The sequence below is a fragment of the Duganella sp. 1411 genome (assembly GCF_017833525.1).
In the GTDB taxonomy this organism is placed as follows: domain Bacteria; phylum Pseudomonadota; class Gammaproteobacteria; order Burkholderiales; family Burkholderiaceae_D; genus Rugamonas.
Window position 1 is genome coordinate 2,705,224 of record NZ_JAFICD010000001.1, and the last position, 19,492, is coordinate 2,724,715.

Below are 19,492 nucleotides of genomic sequence, written 5' to 3' on the forward strand. Positions count from 1 at the left end.
CCAGACTCATCGCACCGCAAAAAAAGAACCAATGACCACCGTCCCCAACGAAATCAACGCCGCCGCCGTCAAGAACAGTCCCACCGAAAAAGTCACGCCGATGATGCAGCAGTACCTCAGCATCAAGGCCGAGTATCCCGACATGCTGGTGTTCTACCGCATGGGCGACTTCTACGAGCTGTTCCACACGGACGCGGAGAAAGCGGCGCGCATGCTCGGCATCACGCTGACGGCGCGCGGCTCGTCGGGCGGCCAGCCGATCAAGATGTGCGGCGTGCCGTTCCATTCGCTCGAGGGCTATCTGGCCAAGCTGGTCAAGATCGGCGAGTCGTGCGCGATCTGCGAGCAAATCGGCGACCCGGCCACCAGCAAAGGCCCGGTCGAGCGCAAGGTGATGCGCGTGGTCACGCCGGGCACCCTGACCGACGCCGACCTGCTGCCGGAAAAGGCCGAGCGCCCGCTGCTGGCGATGTGCATCATCAGCCAGCGCAAGGTGTGCACCGCCGGCCTGGCGTGGCTGTCGCTGGCCAGCGGTTCGCTCAAGCTGATGGAATTCTCCGGCGACAGCCGCACCGTCAACACCCGCATGCAGCAGGAACTAGAACGCATCGCGCCGGCCGAGATCCTGCGCGGCGATAACGCCGACCTGTTCGAGGAGGCCGTCAACTGCCACGTCAACCGCGTGCCGGACTGGCACTTCGACGTCGTCACCGGCCACAAGTCGCTGCTCGATCAATTGAGCGTGGCGACCTTGACCGGCTTCGGCGCCGACGGCCTGGGCGCGGCGTTCGGCGCGGCCGGCGCGCTGCTGCGCTACGCCCAGTCGACCCAGGGCCGCGGCCTGCAGCACGTGCGCAGCCTGAGCACCGAGACCGAGAGCGAGTTCATCGGCTTGGACGCGGCCACGCGCCGCAACCTGGAGCTGACCGAGACCATACGCGGCCAGGAGTCCCCCACGCTGTTCTCGCTGCTGGACCACTGCCGCACGGCGATGGGTTCGCGCCTGCTGCGCTACTGGCTGCACCACGCGCGCCGCGACCAGGCCATCGCCCGTTCGCGCCACGAGGCCATCGCCGCGCTGGCGCGGGCCGACGCCACCGGCGCCCTGTCGCACACCTTGGCGCAGGTGCCCGACATCGAACGCATCACCACGCGCATCGCGCTGCTGTCGGCGCGCCCGCGCGACCTGGCCAGCCTGCGCGACGGCGTCAAGCAGTTGCCGGCCTTGCGCCACGGCCTGCAGCGCGCGCTGTCCGATCCGGACGGCCTGCTCAACGCCATCAACACCGACCTGGCCTCGCCGGAGGAATGCCTGGACCTGCTGGTGCGCGCGGTGGCGCCGGAGCCGGCCAACATGGTGCGCGACGGCGGCGTGTTCGCGCGCGGCTTCGACGCGGAGCTCGACGAGCTGCGCGCGCTGTCCGAGAACGCCGGCCAGTTCCTGGTCGACCTGGAGACGCGCGAGCGCGCCCGCACCGGCATCGCCAACCTGCGCGTGGAGTACAACAAGGTGCACGGCTTCTACATCGAGGTCACGCACGGCCAGACCACCAAGGTGCCGGACGACTACCGCCGCCGCCAGACCCTGAAAAACGCCGAGCGTTACATCACGCCGGAACTGAAGGCGTTCGAGGACAAGGCGCTGTCGGCGCAGGACAAGGCGCTGGCGCGCGAGAAGATGCTGTACGACCAGCTGCTGGCCGACCTGGCGCCGTTCATCGGCTGCCTGCAGACGATCTCGAAGGCGCTGGCGCAGCTCGACGCGCTGGTGTCCTTGACCGACCACGCGCTGCGCCACAACTGGTGCGCGCCGCAGCTGGTCGACGGCCCGTGCATCAACATCGTCGAGGGCCGCCATCCGGTGGTGGAGAACCAGATCGAGCGCTTCATCGCCAACGATTGCCGCTTCGTCGACGACCGCCGCCTGCTGCTGATCACCGGCCCGAACATGGGCGGTAAGTCGACCTTCATGCGCCAGGTGGCGCTGATCACGCTGCTGGCCTACGTCGGCAGCTACGTGCCGGCCACCAGCGCGACGATCGGCCCGATCGACCGCATCTTCACCCGCATCGGCGCCACCGACGATCTGGCCGGCGGCCGCTCGACCTTCATGGTGGAGATGACCGAATCGGCGGCGATCCTCAACGGCGCCACCGAGCATTCGCTGGTGCTGATGGACGAGGTGGGACGCGGCACCTCGACCTTCGACGGCCTGGCGCTGGCGTGGGCGATCGCGCGCCACCTGATCGACACCAGCCGCAGCTTCTCGCTGTTCGCGACCCACTACTTCGAGCTGACGCAGCTGCCGGAAAGCCATCCGACGGCGGCCAACGTGCACCTGTCGGCGGTCGAGCACAAGGACAGCATCGTGTTCCTGCACGCGGTGCAGGACGGTCCGGCGTCGCAAAGCTACGGCTTGCAGGTGGCGCAGTTGGCCGGCGTGCCGCAGACGGTGATCAAGGCCGCGCGCAAGCATCTGGCGCGGCTCGAGGCGCAGGCGCTCGACGCCACGCCGCAACTCGATTTGTTCGCCGCCCCCACCGCCGACGCCAACGACGAGGTGCACGAGGTTCCGGCGACCGGCACCGCCGCCGGCCCGACGCCGGCCATGCGCGAGCTGCTCGACGCGCTCGACGATCTGGACCCGGACGCGCTCACGCCGCGCGAGGCGCTGGACCGGCTGTATCAGCTCAAGCGCCTGACGGAGACGGCACAGGCATGACGCGCGCCGCCTCCAGGTTGGCGGTCACGCTGTCGCTCGCGCTGGCCGTGGTGGCGGCGGGCGCGCACGCGGCGCCGAACGGCGGCGGCTTCCAGTTCGCCGTGATCGGCCATCCGTTCAAGAACGGCGCCGACGAGGCCACGCTCAAGCGCGCCATCGCCGCCGCCATGCAGGCCAATCCGGCCTTCATCGTCGCCACCGGCATCAAGGCCGTCAACGAGCCTTGCAGCGACAAGCTGTACGCGGCGCGCCACGCGCTGCTCGACGTCGCGGCCGCGCCGGTGATCGTCTCGCTGGCCGGCAGCGACTGGAGCGCCTGCCTCAATTCGGCCGGCCGCTCGAACGCCATCGAACGCTTGAACCGCCTGCGCGAACTGTATTACGGCGAGCCCGAATCGCTGGGCGCGAAACGCTTGCCGTTGACGCGCTTGTCGAGCACCGCCAAGTTCCGCAGCTACGCCGAGAACGCGCACTGGGAGTACGGCAAGGTGCTGTTCGCAACGATCAATCTGCCGGCCAACAACAACCACTTCCGGCCCGAGGCGGGCCGCAACAGCGAATACGAGGACCGCCTGGTGGCCAACCGCGCGTGGCTGCACCGGTTGTTCACCTTGGCCGCGCGCCAGAAGCTGCATGGCCTGGTGCTGTTCTCGGACGGCGCCGTCGGGCTGCAGGAGGAGGAAGGGTTTTCGCTGTTGCCGCGTTTCGAATCGAAACAGGATGGCTTCGCCGAGCCGCGCCGGCAGATCAAGACGCTGGCGGGTAAATTCAAGGGCAAGGTGCTGCTGGTGGACACCCAGGTGCTAAGCCCGGCCGCCGGCAGCGGCAAGTCCGAGCCGGCCATCGATTGGCGCGGCAACGTGGGGCATTTGAGCGTGGCCGCGGAATCGGCCGAGGTGCGCGTCAATCCCGACACCGCCGCCCTGTTCACCATCAAGGGCGGCGGCGCCGAGACGACGCCTTGATCGACTAGATTAGTGGATCGGGTGGATGGCGACGTGGTCGCCCTCGTCGCCTTCGTCGTCCTCGTCACCGTGGTGGTGGCCGTGGGCGCCGTGCACGTGGCCGTGGGCGATTTCCTCGTCCGACGCTTCGCGCACTTCGGTGACGTTGAGCGAGAAGCGCAGCGCCATGCCGGCCAGCGGATGGTTGCCGTCCAAAACGACCTTGTCGTCGGCGATGTCGGTGACGGTGAAGATCATCGCCTCGTCGGCGTCGTCGCCGTCCGGCATGCCTTCGAACTGCATGCCCACTTCCAGCGGCTCCGGCAGGCGGTTGCGCGGCTCGACCTTGACCAGCGCGGCGTCGTAATCGCCGAACGCGTCTTCCGGCTCGATCTGGATGATCGACGAATAGCCGACTTCCTTGCCATCCAGTTCTTCTTCGATTTTCGGCAGGGTGTTCTCGTAGCCACCGTGCAGGTAGACCATCGGTTGACGGCCGTCTTCGATCAGATTGTCCTGGGCATCGGACAGTTTGTAATTCACAGTCACGACCGTGTTCTTGGCAATCTTCATTGGAATTTCCTTTCTGTTATGAGCAGGCAGATTATACCTTTAATCGTGGGCGCGCCAGATCCGCACGGCGCACGCCCCCGGGGTCGGACCCTGTCGGGTCCGACCCCTCTGATTGGGGTGCGGGTTTATAATGCGGTATGAAAAAATTACCGCTCCTCGGCGACATCACGCCGGCGCAGTTTCTGCGCGACTACTGGCATAAAAAGCCACTCCTGATCCGTAACGCCATTCCCGGCTTCAAGTCACTGCTGAGCCTTGACGCCTTGACCAAGCTGGCCTCGACCAACCACGCCGAATCGCGCCTGATCGCCGCCGTCGACGGCGAGTGGTCGATGCAGCACGGCCCGCTGGAGACCCTGCCGCCGCTGACGCAAAAGGAATGGACCTTGCTGGTGCAAGGCGTCAACCTGTTCGACGCCAAGGCCGACGCGCTGCTGCGCCAGTTCCGCTTCATCCCCGACGCCCGCCTCGACGACCTGATGGTCAGCTTCGCCACCGACGGCGGCGGCGTCGGTCCGCACTTCGATTCCTACGACGTGTTCCTGTTGCAGGCGCAGGGGCAGCGCCGCTGGCGCATCGGCCCGCAGAAAGACCTGAGCCTGGTCGAGGGCCTGCCGCTGAAAATCCTCGCCAACTTCAAGCCCAACGAGGAGTTCATCCTCAATCCGGGCGACATGCTGTACCTGCCGCCCCACTACGCCCACGACGGCGTGGCCATCGGCGATTGCCAGACCTATTCGATCGGCTTCCGCTCGCCGTCGTACCAGGAGCTGGGCGAGGCCTTCCTGCAATTCATGGCCGATTCGATCGACCTGCCGGGCCGCTACGGCGATCCGGAGCTGGAAGCGACGTCCAAGCCGGCCGAGATCCCGCGCCACATGCTGAGCACGATCACCGAGGAGATCAACAAGGTCCGCTTCACCGAGGAGGACGTGACCATCTTCCTGGGCGAATACATGTCCGAGCCCAAGCACAACGTGTTCTTCACCGGGCCAGCCAAGCCGCTGGCGGTGGGCAAGTTCGGCGAGGCGGCCGCGAAAAAAGGCTTGTCGCTGTCGCGCAAGACGCAAATGCTGTATCGCGGCAAACACGTGTTCATCAACGGCGAGTCGTTCGGCGTCGGCCGCGCCGACAAGGTGGCGCTGGAATTGCTGGCCAACAATCGCGCGCTGAGCGGCGCCGAGCTGGCGCAGGCGTCCGACGACGTCATGGACGCGCTGTACACGTGGTACCAGGACGGCTGGGTCGAACTGGGCCAAGGCTAATCAACCTGCGGAGGCCAGATGGACAGGCAAGTGTTTCCCTTCACCACGAGGAGCGGGTTCGCCGGGCAACTGGCGGCCTGCCTGGCCCGCGCCGAGCACACGCTGCGCCTGTTCGATCCGGACTTCGCCGTCTGGGAGCTGGGCAGCAGCGCCAGCGACGCCACGCTGCGCCGCTTCCTCAAAGGCGGCGGCCGCCTGCAACTGGCCGCCCACGACGGCAAGCCGGTGGAACGGGACGCGCCCCGCTTCCTGCGTCTGCTGAAGGATTACGGCCACGCGATCGAGGTGCGCCGCACCAGCCAGCCGCTGCGCCAGTTGACCGACTCGTTCTGCATCGCCGACGAGCGCCATATCGTCCGGCGTTTCCATTCCGATCATTTCCGTGGTGAAGCGGTTTTCGACGGTCCGGCCGATTTAAAGACGTCTTTGGAACGTTTCCTTACAATTTGGGACGAATCCGGGCCCGGATTGTATGCAAACTCAACGGGATTATGAGCCGGATAGGGGTAGAATGCGGTGTTCGAAGCGAACGCCGGAGCCGCCGGCTCCACTAAACTGAAGTCGAAAGCGTAATGTTGCGATACCGCAAAATAGTTGTGAGAACGGCTCTTTGTCCTATTGCGACGCAGTAAAAATCGCTATAATATTCGGTTAGGAAGTTTCCGTTGTCTGGCAGGCACCATGTCAGGTACGAAAAGCCTTCGAAGACGACCTAATGAGCGATAATTACCGGTAATTATTAATCGCAACACTGTGTTCAATTTTGTATTAACTAAGGAAAATTCATGAAAAAATCCCTGCTGATCGTTTCCCTGCTGGCCGTTGCTGCTCTGACCGCTTGCTCGAAAAAAGAAGAAACCACCGTTACCCCAGCTCCAGTAGTTGCTCCAGAAGCCGCTCCAGCTGCTGCTCCAGCCGCTCCAGCCGCTGACGCTGCCGCTCCAGCCGCTCCAGCCGCTGACGCTGCTGCTCCAGCCGCTGCTCCAGCTGCTGACGCTGCTGCTCCAGCTGCTTCGGCACCTGCTGCTTCGAAGTAATCAGTAAGGAAAAGCCCGTCGGCGCCTCCGGCGCGGGCGGGTTTTTTTTCGCCTGACGCTTTTGCATCCAAATGGGAAATCCCCATTTATTTGCAGATATAAAAAAACCGGCGCGCGCCGGTTTTTTTATGCCCGGATATTCCCGGGGTATTAGAACGCGGCGCCATCGGCGCCGCTTTCGCTTATTTCAACTGCTCGTGCAGCAAGGTCAGGATCTTATCGCCGACCGGGCTCACTTCCGGTTTGCCGGCATTGCTCAGCACGGTGACGGTGCTGCTGTTACCGGCGCCGGCCTTGACGGAAATACGATAGCGCTGCGCTTCCTTATCCGCTTCCGACGACGAACCCCAGCTGAACAACTTGCTGAAGAAACCCTTGGTCTCGGCGCTATCGTCGATGTAGCGGACGAAATAGGTGCCGGTGGTGCGGTCGCGGTCCTCGACGGTGAAGCCGGCGCGGTCCAGCGCCAGGCCGACCCGGCGCCAGGCGCGGTCGAAGCCCTCGTCCACCTGCACGGCGCGCTCGGCGCCGGCGCCGACCAGCGACGCGTGCTGCGGCTGGACGATGGCCGAGTCGACGGCGGCCTTGGCCGGCGAGGTATCGTCGCCGCCGTTGCCCAGCTTGTTCATCATGCGCGCCAGGAATTCGGCCTCCAGGCCCGGATCGTTCGGGCGCGGGGTCCAGATCGTCGATTCCTTCTGGGCGCCGGTGACCACTTCCTGGGCGCCGCGGTGGCTGACGTAGATCTCGCTGGCGCCGTCGGCGCGGCGCTCGATGCGGGTGCGGAACTTGTCACGCTCGCCGCTCGAATAGACCGAGTCGAACACCTTGCCGATGGTGTTGCGGATGAAATCCTGCGGGATCTTGGCGCGGTTCTCGTTCCATTCGGTTTCCATGATGCCCGCCGTCGGCAGCTCCTGCGCCAGGGTGAAGCCCGAATCCTCCCAGAACTGCTTGAGCTGCGGCCACAGCTGCTCGGGCGTCTGCTTGACCACCAGCCAGCGCTGGTTGCCGTCGCGCTCGACCTTGATATCGTTGACCGTGGTCGGCACCACGGTGCCGGCGGCCGGCTGGCCCGGCACGACGATGGCGCCGGGACCGACGCCGGCGGCCGCCGCCGCGCCTTTGGCGGCGTTGTAGCCGGAGGCGGTGGCAACGCCGTTGTTCGAGTCCGGCAGCGAGTAGCGGTTGTCCTTCTGCAATTGCGTCAGATCCGGCGGCACGTCCAGGGTGCTGGCCTTCTTGGCGGACTTGTAGTCCACCTTGTCATTGCCGACGACGGAGCTGATCATGCCGCAACCGGTCAAACTGGCCATCAAGGCGCCCAGTACCACGGCGCGCTGCGAGGAAATAGAAGCTGTCTTGCGAATAGTCATGTCGTTACTGTTTAAGAAGCTGGAATGCAGCAAAATGTGATCCGATCGGGTCGGGGCTTGTTGCTCCTGCAGGCGCGCCTGCCGGGGTTTTACAGGACGCCGGCCTCGCGCAGGGCCGCGCGCACCGCGTCGTGGCAATCGGCGCCCAGCGGCACCAGCGGCAGGCGTATGCCGGCGGGCATCTTGCCCATTTCGGCCAGCGCCCATTTGACCGGGACCGGATTCGGCTCGATGAACAGCTTCTGGTGCAGCGGGAACATTTGATTGTTCAGCGCCACCGCCTTGGCGATATCGCCAGCCAACGCCGCCCGGCACATGTCGGCCATGGCGCGCGGCATGACGTTGGCGGTGACCGAGATGTTGCCGGCGCCGCCGCCGAGCATCAGCGCCATCGCGGTCGGATCGTCGCCAGAGTAGACCGCGAACGATTTCGGCGCCAGGCGCAGCAGGTCGTAGCCGCGGCCGATGTTGCCGGTCGCGTCCTTGACGCCGACGATGCCGGGCACGGCCGCCAGACGCAGGATGGTCTCGTTGCTCATGTCGGCCACGGTGCGGCCCGGCACGTTGTACAGGATCACCGGCAAGTCCACCGCCTCGGCGATGGCCTTGAAGTGCTGGAACATGCCTTCCTGGGTAGGACGGTTGTAGTAGGGAACCACTTGCAGCGTGGCGTCGGCGCCCGCTTCCTTGGCGAAGCGGGTCAGCTTGATCGCCTCGGCGGTCGAGTTGGCGCCGGCGCCGGCGATGATCGGGATGCGGCCGTTGGCGTGGGCCACGGTGGTCTTGATCAGCGCGCAATGCTCTTCGACGCTGACGGTGGCCGATTCGCCGGTGGTGCCGGCGATGACGATGCTGTCCGTGCCCTCGGCGATGTGCCAGTCGATCAGCCGGTTCAGGCCGTCGAAGTCCAGACTGCCGTCCGGGTGCATCGGAGTGACGATTGCTACTATGCTGCCCTTAATCATAGGAAACCACTGCATAAAGTATTAAAACAACGATTGTAGACGATGACTCGCGCTTATGGTGCATTCAGGCCGACAATTCCGGCCTCAAAATGGCGGCAACAGGGCCGCCACGCGGGGAAAATCGGCCTTTACGGCGCATATCCGTTGCACCATGGAAGTTTTAGGGGCGTCGACGACGCCCTCCTCGAACGCCACCACGCGCAGGCCGTGCTCGCGCGCCCAGTCCAGCAGCTCGCCCGGCCGCAGCAGGAAATCCGGATTCGACGGCTTGCCGAATTGGGCGTTCCCCTCGGCGAAGGTTTCGTAGATCAACACGCCGTCCGGCGCCAGGCTGGCGATCATCGCGGCCGTTAGCGGACGATGCAGGTAGTTTGTGACCACGATGCCGGCAAAACGGGCCGGCCCGAACGGCCACGCGGCGCCCTCCTCCTCCAGGTCGATGGCCGAGGTGGTGATGTCGGGGCCGGCCGCCAGCGCCAGCGCCTCGGTGTCGCGGTCGACCGCGACCACCGAATGGCCCAGCGAGGCCAGGTGGCGGCTGTGGCGGCCGGCGCCGCAAGCCAGGTCCAGCACCGCGCCGCCGGGGATCAGGGGCGCGTAGCGCCGCACCCAGGGAGAAATGGTATCGCTCATGATGTCTTTACCGGAATTTACGAAGGGTTACAAATTAGGTGTAGGCCAGGCCCATGGCCTCGCGCACGTCGCGCATGGTCTCCTGCGCCAGCCGGCGGGCGGCGTCGTTGCCGTCGGCGACGATGGCGCGCACCAGCGACGGGTCGTCCAGATACTGCTGGGCGCGCTCGTGCATCGGCTCCTGTTCCTTGACGATGGCGTCGATCACCGGCTGCTTGCACTCGATGCAGCCGATGCCGGCCGAGACGCAGCCGCGCTGGACCCAGGCCTGGGTCGGCGCGTCCGAGTACACCTGGTGGAATTGCCAGACCGGGCAACGGGCCGGATCGCCGGCGTCGGTGCGGCGCACGCGCGCCGGATCGGTCGGCATGGTGCGGATCTTCTTGCCCACCGATTCCTTGTCCTCGCGCAGCGCGATGGCGTTGCCGTAGCTCTTGGACATCTTGCGTCCGTCCAGGCCCGGCAGGCGCGCGGCCGCCGTCAGCCGCGCCTGCGGCTCGACCAGGATCAGCTTGCGGCTGCCTTCCAGATAGCCGAACAGGCGCTCGCGGTCGCCCAGCGACAGGTTCTGGGCGTCGTCCAGCATGGCCTTGGCCTGCTCGAGCGCCTCGTCCTTGCCGTCGCGCTGGTACTCGGTGCGCAGCTCGCTGTACAGTTTGGCGCGCTTGCTGCCCAGCTTTTTGACGGCCTTTTCGGCCTTCTCCTCGAAGCCTTTTTCCTTGCCGTACAAGTGATTGAAACGTCGCGCTATCTCGCGCATCATCTCGATATGCGGCACCTGGTCGTCGCCCACCGGCACCAGGCTGGCGCGGTAGATCAGCACGTCGGCCGCCTGCAGCAGCGGATAGCCGAGGAAGCCGTAGGTGGCCAGGTCCTTGTTCGACAGGTTCTCGATCTGGTCCTTGTAGGTCGGCACCCGTTCGAGCCAGCCCAGCGGCGTGGCCATCGACAGCAACAGGTGCAGCTCGGCGTGCTCGGGCACGCGCGACTGGATGAACAAGGTCGTCTGCGACGGATCGATGCCGGCGGCCAGCCAGTCGATCAGCATCTCCCACGTGCTGCGCTCGATCACGCCCGGGTCGTCGTAGTGCGTGGTCAGCGCGTGCCAGTCGGCCACGAAGAACAGGCACGGCTGCTCGGCCTGCAGCTTGATCCAGTTTTTCAATGCGCCGTGGTAGTGGCCCAAATGCATGGAGCCGGTCGGACGCATGCCGGAGACGACGCGGTCGGGATACATGGCCGGCTCAGCCCAACAGCATGATCAGCGGCTTCACCAGCATGTGGAACACGCCCTGCACCAGGTGCATGCCGCCGATCAGGAAGCCGGTCAGCATGCCGAACTGCATCATCAGGATCAGGGCGATGAAGACGTAGACGCCGTAGCGCTCGATCTGCGCGTACTTGCGCGCCAGCGGCATCGGCAGGATGCCGGTGACGATGCGCCCGCCGTCGAGCGGCGGCAGCGGAATCAAATTGAACACCAGCATGGCCGAATTGACGCCGATGCCGGCCTTGGCCATCAGGATGAAGAAGTCGTCCTGGTCGACGTGGAACACGAACGTCAGCAGCACCCACAGCACCATCCAGCCCAGCCCCATGGCGAAGTTGGCGGCCGGTCCGGCGGCGGCCACCAGGGCCATTTGTTTTTTCGGATTGCGCAGGCGGTTGTAATCGACCGGCACCGGCTTGGCGTAGCCCAGCGCCGGCAAGGTCAGCAGGCTCAGTATCAGCGGCAGCAATACCGTGCCGAACGGATCGATATGGCGCATCGGGTTGATGCTCAGCCGGCCCAGGTCGGCGGCGGTGGAATCGCCGAAATAGCGGGCGACATAGCCGTGCGCGGCTTCATGCAGCGAAATTGCGAAAAGAACCGGGATGGCGTAGACCGTGATGGTCTGGACGATGCTATCTATATCCATGATGGGGGGATTCTACCAGAGGCTGCTAAGTGATCTTGCGGCGCCGTCGAAGGCCGGCGCGCTTGCCTTGTCGCGAAAGGAATGGATCAAAGTCCGAACAAGGCGGCGTCGCCCCGGCCCTGGCGCACCAGCTCGGCGTCAGGCCCGGTCAGGTCGATCACGGTGGTCGGCTCCATGCTGCAGGCGCCGCCGTCGATGACCAGCTCGATTTGCTTGCCGAGCCTCTCGCAGATGGTGTCGGCGTCGTTGAGCGCGTCCTGCTCGCCCGGCATGATCAGGGTCGTGCCCAGCAGCGGCTGCTGCAATTGTTCCAGCAGCGCCAGCACGATTGGGTTTTCCGGCACCCGCAGGCCGATGGTCTTGCGCGACGGATGGCTGAGCCGGCGCGGCACCACCTTGGTCGCCTCGAGAATAAAAGTGTACGGCCCCGGCGTGGCCGACTTGAGCAGGCGGAACTGGCGGTTGTCGACGCGCGCGTAGACGCCGATCTCGCTCAGGTCGCGGCACAGCAGGGTCAGGTGGTGCTTTTCGTCGATGCCGCGTATCCGCCGCAGCCGCTCGACGGCGCCCTTGTCGTCCAGGTGGCACACCAGCGCGTAGCAGGAATCGGTCGGCACGGCGACGATGCCGCCGCTGTCGATGATCTGCGCCGCCTGCTTGATCAGGCGGATCTGCGGGTTGTCGGGATGGACCTGGAAAAATTGACTCATGGTTGGCTGGCCCGGCCCGGCTGCGGCTGAGGATGGCTACAGCCGGCCGAGACCGCTATTAATAACATCAGGATTGTACGCTACGCAAGGCGGCGATGCGCTGCTCGAAAGGCGGGTGGGTCGAGAACAGCGCGCCCCAGCCGCCGCGGTTGGTGATGCCGGCCGCCGCGATCGATTGCGGCAAGGCGCCCGGCTCCATGCCGTTCAGGCGCGCCAGCGCGTGCTGCATCGGCACGCTGCTGCCGAGCAGCTTGGCCGAGCCGGCGTCGGCGCGGAACTCGCGCTGGCGCGAGAACCAGGCCACGATCAGCGAGGCGACCAGGCCGAACACCAGCTCGCAGACGAACACGGTGGCCATGTAACCGATGCCGGTGCCCTGGCGCTCGTTCTTGAGCAGCACCTTGTCGACAAAGAAGCCCACCACGCGCGCCAGGAACACCACGAAGGTGTTGACCACGCCCTGGATCAAGGTCATCGTCACCATGTCGCCGTTGGCGATGTGGGCCACCTCGTGGCCCAGCACGGCCTCGACCTCGTCGCGGTTCATGTTTTGCAGCAAACCGGTCGACACGGCCACCATCGCCGAGTTCTTGAAGGCGCCGGTGGCGAACGCGTTCGGCTCGCCGTCGTAGACCGCCACCTCGGGCATGCCGATGCCGGCGCGCTCGGACAGCGCCTTGACGGTGTTGACCAGCCACAGCTCGGTGGACGACGACGGCGTCTCGATCACGCGCGCGCCGGTCGACCACTTGGCCATCGGCTTGCTGATCAGCAGCGAGAAGATCGCGCCGGTGAAGCCGACCACCAGCGAAAACGCCAGCAGGCTGCCCATTTCCAGGTTGCCGCCCGCGCCGGGACGGCCGATGCCCAGCAGCGACAGCACGATGGACAACACCAGCATGACGGCGAGGTTGGTGGCGATAAACAGGACGATGCGTTTCATTGAGTGGTCTCCGGTACGGACAAGTTTGCCCAAATCATAAGGTATGACCGGCTCGACGCAAAATCAAGATGGCAATAACACTTACCGGCGGTAATCGTAGAGGAAAATCACCGCTGGTCAAACCCGACAGCTTTCAGCGATACGCATGCGTCACCGCTTAGGGTCGTACCCCGTGCGGGGTACGACCCCGGTCGGCAATGCGGGTTGGGCGTGCGGCGGCGCGGCTCAAAACCAATCGTGCCACACCGGCTTGACGTTGGCCGGCAACGGCGGCAACAACGCGAAATCGACCCGCGATTCGCCCGGCGCGTGGAAATCGGTCCCGCGCGAGGCGAGAAAACCGTAACTATTCGCCAACTGCGCGTACACCGGATACTGGTCCGGCGTGTGGCTGCCGGTGACGACCTCGATCGCCTCCCCGCCCAGCTGCTTGAACTCGTCGAACAACTGCCCCTGCGCCAGCTGGCTGAAACGATAACGCCCCGGATGGGCGATGACGGCGATGCCGCCGGCGCCGCGTATCCATTCGACCGAATCGGCCAGGCTCGCCCAGCAATGCGGCACATAGCCCGGCTTGCCCTCGGACAGGTATTTCTTGAACACGTCAGAAATACTGGCGCAGGCGCCGATTTCCACCAGATAGCGGGCAAAGTGGGTGCGCGACATCAGGTCCGGATTGCCGACATAGGTCAGCGCGCCCTCGTAGGCGCCGCCGATGCCAACCGCTTCCAGCTGGCGCGCGATCTCGCGGCCGCGGTTGTCGCGGCCGGAGCGCGTGCAGGCCAGCCCATTCACCAGCGCGGCGTTGGTCTCGTCGATGCGCAGGCCGACGATGTGCACCGTTTCGTTGGCCCACGTGATCGAAATCTCGACGCCGGAGACGAACTCCATCCCCTGCTGCCTGGCGGCGGCGCGGGCGGCGGGGATGCCGCCGACCTCGTCGTGGTCGGTGAGCGCCCAGACGTCGACGCCGGCCTTGCGCGCGTGGGCGGCCACGGCGGCGGGGGCCAGAACGCCGTCCGAGACGTTGGAATGACAGTGCAGATCGACTTTTAACATGCTGTCATTGTATCGCGGATGCGCGCGCCCCTGCATAGCAACTCCGCAAAGCGCGCGGGGTCGATATTCGAGCCGCACACCAGCAGCGCCACGCGCTTGCCCGCCAAGCGCTCGCGCAGCGGCCCGAGCAGCGCGGCCGTCGCCACGGCGGCGGCCGGCTCGGCCACCAGCTTGGCATCGCGGAACAGATACAGCATGGCCTGGCAGATCTGGTCGTCGTCGACCCGCACCACCTCGTTGACGAAGCGGCGGCAGACGTTGAAGCTGTACTCCATCGCATACGGCGCGCACAGGCTGTCGGCCACGGTGTCGACCCGTTCCAACGTTTCCGGCGCGCCCGAGGCGAAGCTGCGGTACAGCGCGTCGGCGCCGAACGGCTCGACGCCATACACGGCGCAGTGCGGATTGAGCTGCTTGACGGCGGCGGCGATGCCACCGCACAAGCCGCCGCCGCCCACCGGCACCACCACCGCATCCAGGCCGGGCACCTGCGCCATCAGCTCCAGGCCGACGGTGCCGGTGCCCTGCGCCGTCAGCGGGCCGTCGTAGGGATGCAGCATGGTGCGGCCCTCGTCGCGCTCGATCTCGCGGCCGCGCGCGAACGCCTGGTGTACGTCGGGCATCAGCAGCACTTCGGCGCCGAACTCGCGGCAGGCGGCGATGCGCGCCGGGCTCGCGTGGGCCGGCATGACGACCTTGGCGCCGCAGCCGGCCAGCCGCGCCGTATAGGCCACGGCGATCGCATGGTTGCCGGCGCTGACGGCCACCACGCCGCGCCGGCGCGCCGCCGCGTCCAGCGCCTCGATGCAGTTGAGCGCGCCGCGCAGCTTGAAGGTGCCGGTCTTTTGAAACAGTTCCAGCTTGAGCCAGACCTCGGTGGTGGGCAATTGTTCTTCGATGACGCCGGTTTGCCAGCGCCACACGGGCGTGTGCAGGATCTTGCCGTCAAGGCGCGCGGCGGTATCGCGGATCTGGGCCAGCGAGGGATAGGAAGATGTCATGTGGGTGCTCCATTAAACTATTCGGGGGGGATCGCGGGCGTGGCCCGCGCGCGGGAAGCGCTGGGGCTGGGGGCGCCGAGCACCGGCGCAGCCGCAGCTCAGCGACCCTGAATAATTCGAATAATGGAGTAGGACTGCCCGCAACCGGCGAACGCGGCCCGGCCGGCGTCGGGAGCGGCGCGGCGGTGGTTCGTAACGGTGGTGTGGTGCGGTTTCATACGGTCAATGATGCCAAAGAAATATAGCGCTGGCAAGAAGTTCGTACTTCGTAGGGCGGATTAGGCGGAACGCCGTAATCGGCCATCTATGAGCCGCCGACCACGCATGCATGGCCGATTACGCTGCGCCAATCCGCCCTACGTCAAGAATTCCTCGATATATCCCGCCAGCTCGACCGGCTGGTCGTGATGCAGCATATGGCCGGCATCGTGCACCATCTTGCGGGTGACATCGCGCAAATGCCCGAGGCGGCGGTCCAGTTCGACACGCCCGCCCGGCTGCGAACCGAGCCAGTCCCACATATTGGTCTGATCGGCCTCGACCCATAACACCGGTGCCGCGATGGCTTTCCAGCACGCCATCACCTCGTCGACGTTGTACGGCAGCGGGCCTTGCTGCTTATGCACCGGATCACCGAGGATTTCCCATTCGCCCTGCTCGTTCTGCGCCGACCAGTGTTGCGACAGGAAGGCCGCGCGCTCGTCGCTCAGGCGCGGATTGGTCTTCTGCAAGCGCGCCGCCACCGCCTGTTGCGACGGGTAGGTGCGCAGCTCCGGCTTTTCCAGCAGGCCGTCCATCCATTTGGCGTAGCGGCCGGGCGCCTGCTCGGGCTTGGCGGCGCGCAGGCCGGCGCCCTCCAGGTTGACCAGCTTGCGGATGCGCTCGGGCCGCGCGCCCGCGTACAGCCCCAGGATGTTGCCGCCCATGCTGTGGCCGACGATGTCGACCGCCCGCTCCGGCGAATAGTGCCGCAGGATCGCGTCCAGGTCGGCCAGGTAGTCGGGGAACCAGTAGGTGTCGTCGCCGCTGCGCTCGGACAGGCCGAAGCCGCGCCAGTCCGGCGCGATCACGTGCCAGTCGCCCTTCAAGGCGTCGACGACGAACTGGAACGACGCGCCCACGTCCATCCAGCCGTGCAGCATGAAAATCTTGGGCGCGCCTTCCCTGCCCCAGTGGTGCAGGTGGCAACGCAAACCGCGTATGGTCAGGAATTCGGAGCGGGAAGGTGTCGGCGTCATCATCGTGTCCTTAATACATGTCCTAAATACATGCCTTGAAAATGGCGTGGCCGGCGCAATATCGGTACATTGCTGGCCGCAAAGCAAAATAATAGCACGACCGTTCGCCGGCTGTGCGAGCGTAAAATAGCGCCATCCCGCCGTTCTCATCAGTCAACCGAAGGTTTCCAATGTCTATTTATCAACTGGGCGAACACGCGCCAGAGATCGATGCATCGTCATTTGTCGCCGACAGCGCGACCCTGGTGGGCAAGGTCACCTTGCACGCCAACACGTCGGTGTGGTTTGGCGCGACCTTGCGCGGCGATAACGAACGCATCACCATCGGCGAGAACAGCAACGTGCAGGAAGGCACGGTGATGCACACGGACATGGGCTACCCGCTGACCGTGGGCAAGAACGTGACCATCGGCCACCAGGCGATGCTGCACGGCTGCACCATCGGCGACGGCGCCCTGATCGGCATCCAGGCGGTGATCCTGAACGGCGCCAGGATCGGCAACGGTTGCTTGGTCGGGGCCGGGGCGCTGGTCACAGAGGGCAAGGAATTCCCGGATAACTCGCTGATCATCGGTTCGCCGGCCAAGGCCGTGCGCACCCTGACCGCCGACGACACCGCGCGCCTGCTCGCCAGCGCCAACAGCTATGTGCAACGCGGCCAGCTGTTCAAGACGCAACTCAAAAAGATCGGATAACACATGAGTATTACCCTGACGCAGGACGTCCTGCAGAAATTCATCTTCGAGAACGCCGCCGTGCGCGGCGAGTTCATCGACGTTTCGGCCACGTGGCGCGACGTGCTGTCGCGCCACACCAGCTATCCGGCGCCGGTCAAGAAGCTGCTGGGGCAGATGGTCGGCGCGGCGGCGCTGCTGTCGGCCAACCTGAAGTTCAACGGGTCGATCATCATGCAAATCCACGGCGACGGTCCGGTGCAGTTGCTGGTGGTCGAGTGCGACGCCGACCTGCGCCTGCGCGCCACCGCCAAACTGGCCGAGGACGCGCTCATCGCCGACGACGCCAGCTTGCCGGCGCTGCTGAACGTACACGGCAAGGGCCGCTTCATCATCACGCTCGACCCGGCCGACAAGGTGCCGGGCCAGCAGCCGTACCAGGGCATCGTGCCGCTCGACGGCGACGACGTGGCCACGGTCATCGAAAACTACATGCTGCGATCGGAACAGCTGGACACCAAGCTGTGGCTGGCGGCGGACGACAACGTCTCGCGCGGGCTGCTGCTGCAAAAGCTGCCTGACCACGGCGGCAAGGCCGGCGTCGAGCCGCTGACGCCGGAAGAGGCGCTGGAGACGTGGAACCGGGCGGTGATCCTGGGGTCGACGTTGAAGGAACAGGAGTTGCTGGAGACGACGGTCGACGTGCTGATGCAGCGTTTGTTCTGGGAAGAGACGATACGCGTGTTCGATCCGTTGAGCCCGTCGTTCCATTGCACCTGCACGCGGGAGAAGGTCGGCAACATGCTCAAGATGCTGGGCCGCGAAGAGGTCGACAGCGTGCTGGCCGAACAGGGACATGTCGGCGTCAACTGCGATTTCTGCGGCCAGCATTACGACTACGACAAGGTCGATTGCGCGCAGTTGTTCGCCAGCGACGAGCCGGTCGCGGCGTTGATACCGGCCAGCGACGTCAAGCATTGATAACCCGCACCCCGCAGGCCGGGGTCGGACCCCTCGGGGTCCGACCCCTGTGTCCGCTTTGCGGGTTGGGGGTTTCCTCTACTCGGGCCGCCTAGCGTAACGCTGCGCCAGCACCGCGCACACCATCAGCTGCAACTGGTGGAACAGCATCAACGGCAACACCACCGCCCCCAGCGCCCCACCGGCAAACAACACCTTGGCCATCGGCACGCCGCTGGCCAAACTCTTCTTCGATCCGCAAAACACGATCGCGATCCGGTCCTCGCGGCTGAATCCCAACCGGCGGCTCAACCGCGCGCTGATCAGCATCACCAATCCCAGCAACACCACGTCGATCAGCAACAGCCCGCCCAGCGACGCCCACGACAGCTGGTGCCACAGCCCCTGCCCGACCGCCTCGCTGAACGCGGTGTACACCACCAATAGAATCGAACCCTGATCGACCATCCGGGTCAGCGGCTTGTTGCGCTCGACCCAGGCGCCGATCCAGCGCCGCGCCACCTGCCCGGCAATGAACGGCAACAGCAGCTGCAAGGCGATCTGCAGCGCCGACTCCCACGGCGAGCCGCCCGTCATCTTCGCCGCCGTCAACAGGCCGACCATCACCGGCGTCAGGAAAATCCCCAGCAAATTGGAGGCCGAGGCGCTGCAGATCGCCGCCGGCACGTTGCCGCGCGCGGCGGCCGTGAAGGCGATCGACGATTGCACCGTGGACGGCAGCATGCACAGGAACAGGATGCCCAGATACAGGTCGGGCGTCACCAGCGGCATCAGCAGCGGCTTGAGCGCCAGTCCCAGCAAGGGGAACAGCGCGAACGTGCACAACAGCACCAGCAAATGCAGGCGCCAGTGCGTGATGCCGGCCACCACCGCCTCGCGCGACAGCTTGGCGCCGTGCAGGAAGAACAGCAGGCACACGGCGCCATGCGTGACGCCGTTGAACACCACCGCGCCCTGGCCGGTGCACGGCAACAGGCTGGCCGCGACCACCGTCGCGATCATCGCCAGCGTGAAGTTATCCGGCAGGAAGCGGGGACGGGTCACCATGTTTTCGCACACTTGATTTCGAGGATGTCGACCGCGCCCACCACATTGGCCGACGACTGGCTGCGGATCAGATCGACCCGTTCGACGCAGGCGCCGCGCGCCAGGCGTTGCTGCGTGCGGGTGCAAATGGTCACGCTGCCGGCGCTGCTGGTGTTGCAAGAAAAGTCCTCGACCCGCAGGCGCGTCACCGCCTGCTCGAGCGGCATGCCCGGTTGCACGGTGTCGGCGACGAAGTTGCCGAGCTTCGCCTGGTTGACCGTGTAGCAGCCGGCCAGTGGCAACGCCAACGCCAGCATCAGAAGTGTGCGCATCGTGTTTTTCCTTCTTGTTTCCATACGGCAGTGTAACGCATGGCGGTCATCATCCGGTCACAAGCGGTCACTATCATGCGCAGCGTTGCTATTC

Annotated in this window: 20 protein-coding genes; 7 read left to right on the top strand and 13 right to left on the bottom strand. The window is 65.5% G+C overall.

Translation table 11 applies throughout. From position 1 onward, the window contains the following. Positions 1-31 precede the first annotated feature (31 nt). The gene (gene mutS, locus JOD97_RS11315; RefSeq protein WP_209716659.1) at positions 32-2,722 is read left to right on the top strand and encodes a DNA mismatch repair protein MutS; all 2,691 of its coding nucleotides are present in this window, start codon (positions 32-34) and stop codon (positions 2,720-2,722) included. Beyond that, on the top strand, positions 2,719-3,687 hold the full coding sequence (locus JOD97_RS11320; protein WP_209716662.1) for a hypothetical protein: 969 nt from the start codon (positions 2,719-2,721) through the stop codon (positions 3,685-3,687). The genes mutS and JOD97_RS11320 overlap by 4 nt, the downstream gene beginning before the upstream one ends. Before the next feature lie 9 nt (positions 3,688-3,696). Here the strand turns inward: JOD97_RS11320 and JOD97_RS11325 are convergent, their stop codons facing one another. Further along, entirely contained in the window at positions 3,697-4,239 is a 543-nt protein-coding gene (locus tag JOD97_RS11325) for a peptidylprolyl isomerase (protein WP_209716665.1), read from the bottom strand. A gap of 137 nt (positions 4,240-4,376) precedes the next feature. On the opposite strand from JOD97_RS11325, the gene JOD97_RS11330 reads away from it, so the two are divergent. The 3 genes from JOD97_RS11330 to JOD97_RS32655 all read left to right on the top strand — a co-directional run bounded on the left by JOD97_RS11330 (position 4,377) and on the right by JOD97_RS32655 (position 6,541). Further along, the gene (locus JOD97_RS11330) at positions 4,377-5,504 is read left to right on the top strand and encodes a cupin domain-containing protein (RefSeq protein ID WP_209716668.1); all 1,128 of its coding nucleotides are present in this window, start codon (positions 4,377-4,379) and stop codon (positions 5,502-5,504) included. 18 nt (positions 5,505-5,522) lie between these two features. Continuing rightward, positions 5,523-5,999, top strand: a complete 477-nt coding sequence (locus JOD97_RS11335; protein ID WP_209716671.1) for a hypothetical protein — start codon at positions 5,523-5,525, stop codon at positions 5,997-5,999. A gap of 290 nt (positions 6,000-6,289) precedes the next feature. Beyond that, entirely contained in the window at positions 6,290-6,541 is a 252-nt protein-coding gene (locus JOD97_RS32655; RefSeq protein ID WP_229264276.1) for a hypothetical protein, read from the top strand. A 182-nt stretch (positions 6,542-6,723) separates the two neighbouring features. Here the strand turns inward: JOD97_RS32655 and bamC are convergent, their stop codons facing one another. The 10 genes from bamC to JOD97_RS11390 all read right to left on the bottom strand — a co-directional run bounded on the left by bamC (position 6,724) and on the right by JOD97_RS11390 (position 16,385). Continuing rightward, the gene (gene bamC / locus JOD97_RS11345) at positions 6,724-7,917 is read right to left on the bottom strand and encodes an outer membrane protein assembly factor BamC (protein WP_229264277.1); all 1,194 of its coding nucleotides are present in this window, start codon (positions 7,915-7,917) and stop codon (positions 6,724-6,726) included. A gap of 89 nt (positions 7,918-8,006) precedes the next feature. Beyond that, positions 8,007-8,882, bottom strand: coding sequence for a 4-hydroxy-tetrahydrodipicolinate synthase (gene dapA, locus JOD97_RS11350; RefSeq protein ID WP_209716677.1), 876 nt, complete (start codon positions 8,880-8,882; stop codon positions 8,007-8,009). Between the two features lie 84 nt (positions 8,883-8,966). Then, the gene (locus JOD97_RS11355; RefSeq protein ID WP_209716680.1) at positions 8,967-9,515 is read right to left on the bottom strand and encodes a bifunctional 2-polyprenyl-6-hydroxyphenol methylase/3-demethylubiquinol 3-O-methyltransferase UbiG; all 549 of its coding nucleotides are present in this window, start codon (positions 9,513-9,515) and stop codon (positions 8,967-8,969) included. Positions 9,516-9,549: 34 nt separating this feature from the next. Beyond that, positions 9,550-10,752 (bottom strand): tryptophan--tRNA ligase, encoded by a 1,203-nt coding sequence (locus JOD97_RS11360; RefSeq protein WP_209716683.1) that lies wholly within the window; start codon positions 10,750-10,752, stop codon positions 9,550-9,552. A 7-nt stretch (positions 10,753-10,759) separates the two neighbouring features. Beyond that, the gene (locus JOD97_RS11365) at positions 10,760-11,437 is read right to left on the bottom strand and encodes a site-2 protease family protein (protein WP_209717497.1); all 678 of its coding nucleotides are present in this window, start codon (positions 11,435-11,437) and stop codon (positions 10,760-10,762) included. A gap of 83 nt (positions 11,438-11,520) precedes the next feature. After that, positions 11,521-12,144: an L-threonylcarbamoyladenylate synthase gene (locus JOD97_RS11370; RefSeq protein WP_209716686.1), complete on the bottom strand. Its 624-nt coding sequence runs from the start codon at positions 12,142-12,144 to the stop codon at positions 11,521-11,523. 67 nt (positions 12,145-12,211) lie between these two features. After that, positions 12,212-13,087, bottom strand: a complete 876-nt coding sequence (gene htpX / locus JOD97_RS11375) for a protease HtpX (protein WP_209716689.1) — start codon at positions 13,085-13,087, stop codon at positions 12,212-12,214. A gap of 225 nt (positions 13,088-13,312) precedes the next feature. Continuing rightward, a complete protein-coding gene (locus JOD97_RS11380; RefSeq protein ID WP_209716691.1) occupies positions 13,313-14,146 on the bottom strand; it encodes a 3',5'-nucleoside bisphosphate phosphatase in 834 nt (277 codons plus the stop codon). Continuing rightward, positions 14,140-15,147 (bottom strand): threonine/serine dehydratase, encoded by a 1,008-nt coding sequence (locus JOD97_RS11385; RefSeq protein ID WP_209716693.1) that lies wholly within the window; start codon positions 15,145-15,147, stop codon positions 14,140-14,142. Before JOD97_RS11385 ends, JOD97_RS11380 begins: the two co-directional genes overlap by 7 nt. Before the next feature lie 356 nt (positions 15,148-15,503). Then, on the bottom strand, positions 15,504-16,385 hold the full coding sequence (locus JOD97_RS11390) for an alpha/beta fold hydrolase (protein ID WP_209716697.1): 882 nt from the start codon (positions 16,383-16,385) through the stop codon (positions 15,504-15,506). A gap of 170 nt (positions 16,386-16,555) precedes the next feature. On the opposite strand from JOD97_RS11390, the gene JOD97_RS11395 reads away from it, so the two are divergent. Beyond that, positions 16,556-17,080 (top strand): gamma carbonic anhydrase family protein, encoded by a 525-nt coding sequence (locus JOD97_RS11395; protein WP_209716700.1) that lies wholly within the window; start codon positions 16,556-16,558, stop codon positions 17,078-17,080. Between the two features lie 3 nt (positions 17,081-17,083). Beyond that, entirely contained in the window at positions 17,084-18,040 is a 957-nt protein-coding gene (locus tag JOD97_RS11400) for an Hsp33 family molecular chaperone HslO (RefSeq protein WP_209716703.1), read from the top strand. A 78-nt stretch (positions 18,041-18,118) separates the two neighbouring features. Here JOD97_RS11400 and JOD97_RS11405 read toward each other — a convergent pair whose 3' ends face one another. Together JOD97_RS11405 and JOD97_RS11410 are read right to left on the bottom strand one after the other, a co-directional pair. After that, positions 18,119-19,084 carry a bile acid:sodium symporter family protein gene (locus JOD97_RS11405; protein WP_209717499.1) on the bottom strand — a complete coding sequence of 322 codons (966 nt, stop codon included), beginning with the start codon at positions 19,082-19,084 and terminating at the stop codon, positions 18,119-18,121. Beyond that, positions 19,081-19,398: a hypothetical protein gene (locus tag JOD97_RS11410; protein ID WP_209716706.1), complete on the bottom strand. Its 318-nt coding sequence runs from the start codon at positions 19,396-19,398 to the stop codon at positions 19,081-19,083. The genes JOD97_RS11405 and JOD97_RS11410 overlap by 4 nt, the downstream gene beginning before the upstream one ends. Between the last annotated feature and the right edge of the window lie 94 nt (positions 19,399-19,492).